Genomic DNA, 2,446 nt, shown 5'->3' with positions numbered 1-2,446 from the left:
ACCCGGTGGCGGTCGACCGCTTCGATCAGCAAGCCCGGATCCTTCTCCGCGCCGGGAGCCAGGAAGGCAACGCTCGCTCCGGCTAACATCCACCAGAAGAGCTCCCATACCGATACGTCGAAGCTGTTTGGCGTCTTCTGCAGGATAACGTCGTCCTCGCCGAGCGGGTACGCCTTCTGCATCCAGTGGATCCGGTTGATGACCGACCGGTGGCGGATCATGACGCCCTTCGGCCTTCCGGTCGAGCCGGACGTATAGAGGATATAAGCAACTTGTTCCGGCGATACGGCAACGTCGGGCGCTTGCGATGGTCCATCAAGCCAAGCGGCATCGTCCAAGTCGATCAAGACGGCTCCCGGCACCGCGGAATTCGCCGTGCCCAACCCATCTCGCTGCGAGCAGACGAGCTTAATCCCGCTATTCGCCGCCATGTACCGCAGCCGCTCTTCCGGGAAGTCCGGCGGCAGCGGGACGTATGCGCCTCCGGCTTTCAATATCCCGAGCAAACCCGCCAGCAGCTCCGGCGAGCGCTCCGCCATGAGCCCGACGGGTTCCCCGGATCGCAGACCGGTCGCCAGAAGCTTGCGGGCAATCCGGTTGGCTCTCTCGTCCAGTTCCCGGTAGGTAAGCGATTCGGCTTCGAACGACGCGGCAAGCTTGTCGGGAGCGGCTTCCGCTTGCCTGCGAAACAGCTCGGGCAGCGTCAGCTCTCGCGGAAACGGCGCTATGGTAGCGTTAAACGTATTAACGACCTGATGATGTTCCTCTTCCGACAACAGGCTGATATCGTTAAGCTTAAGCTCCGGATTGTTCACGAACGTATCGATTAGCCGTACGAAGTGCTCAGCCAACCGCTCGATCGTCTCCCTTCGGAATAAGGATTTCCGATACTCGAAATGACATCGAAGTTCATCAGCCTGTTCCACGATTTCGAGCGTGAGGTCGAATTTGGCGGTCATTCGGCGAAACTCCACCGGCTCAAACTGAACATCGCCGTTAACGACTTTCGGCAGCCCCATGTTCTGCAAGACGAACATCACGTCGAACAGCGGATTGCGGCTGACGTCCCTGAGCACCGCTAAGCTGTCAACCAGCTCCTCGAACGGAAAACGATCATGGGCAAGAGCATCCAGCGTATTGTTCTTCACTTTCATCAACTGCTCGGCGAACGTGAGCTCGCCATGCACTTCGTTGCGCATGACGACGGTATTGACGAACATTCCGATCATATCCGCAAGGTCGGCATGAGGCCTTCCCGCCACGGGACTTCCAATCCATATGTCGTTCTGTCCGGTGTAGCGATGAAGCAGTGCCGCGAATGCGCCTAACAGCGCCATATACAATGTCGTTCCCGTTCTTGCGCACATTTCGGCCAGGCTCCGGGTCGCTCTGGAATCGAGAGAGACGGATAATACATCTCCTGCGTAATCTAACCGCGGAGGTCTTGCATAATCGGTCGGCAAGTTCAATACCGGTACTGCCCCCGACAGCTTATCCTTCCAGAATAGCTCCTGCGCGCGGCTTTCCTCGGACTTTAGCCAAATTGCCTGCCATGCTGCGTAATCCTTGTATTGAACCGGAAGCGAATTGCCGATGCGTCCCTCGTACAGTTCGACGAATTGTTTGGCCAACACCGCTGAGGATACGCCATCGGCTATGAGGTGGTGCATATCCAGCAGAAGCAAGTGCTCGGGATTATCCCTTATCGGCAGACGAGCCAGCTTAACCCGGAACAACAGCGATTTTGACATCCTAAATGGCCTAACGAACGAACGAATGCACGCTTCCAAATCCGGTTCTTCTTCCATCAGTTCGAAATCAATTTCTTCGATTGGCTCCTCGCTAATGCGCTGCACAGGATAACCATCCATCCATTCGAATGAGGTCCTAAGCGTTTCGTGACGCTCGGAAAGCATACGGATAGCCGTCAGCAGCCTCCCTCTGTCCAAGGGACCTCGAATTTTCATCATAGAAGGCAGATGATAGGCTGTGCTGTTCTCGTCCATCGCTTGCAAGACGAACAATCGGTATTGCGCCGAGGATAACGGATAACTCGGTTGAATCCCCACTCTCTCGATGGGTTCGTAAGCACGGCCGCCAGCATATCCATTGTCTTCCGTGATCCGACAAGCCAACAACCGAACCGTAGAATGGTCGAAAATATCTTTTAAGAGCAACGTATGATTAAGTTCCTTATGTATAAGTGCAATTAAAGTTGCGGCAGTGAGCGAATGACCCCCCAGCTCGAAGAAATTATCGTCTACTCCGATCGACTCTGCTCGCAGCAGCTCTTGCCAGATGCCGACCAGCTTCTCCTCCGTCTCGTTTCCCGGAGCCGCGTAGGCCGTCCCCGTCGCCATGCTCGCCTCCGGTGCAGGCAGCGCCTTGCGGTTCGTCTTCCCGCTGGCTGTCAAAGGCATTGCTTCCAGCTGCGTGAACGACGCCG

At 56.1% G+C, this 2,446-nt stretch carries 1 protein-coding gene; it reads right to left on the bottom strand.

The window, feature by feature from the left end; translation table 11 throughout:
- The coding region (locus K7P76_RS32950; RefSeq protein WP_232190340.1) for a condensation domain-containing protein at positions 1 to 2,446 on the bottom strand (2,446 nt) is incomplete at both ends.

Source organism: Cohnella silvisoli, from assembly GCF_021190915.1.
GTDB lineage: Bacteria > Bacillota > Bacilli > Paenibacillales > Paenibacillaceae > Cohnella > Cohnella silvisoli.
This window is presented reverse-complemented; position numbering and strand designations above follow the sequence as displayed.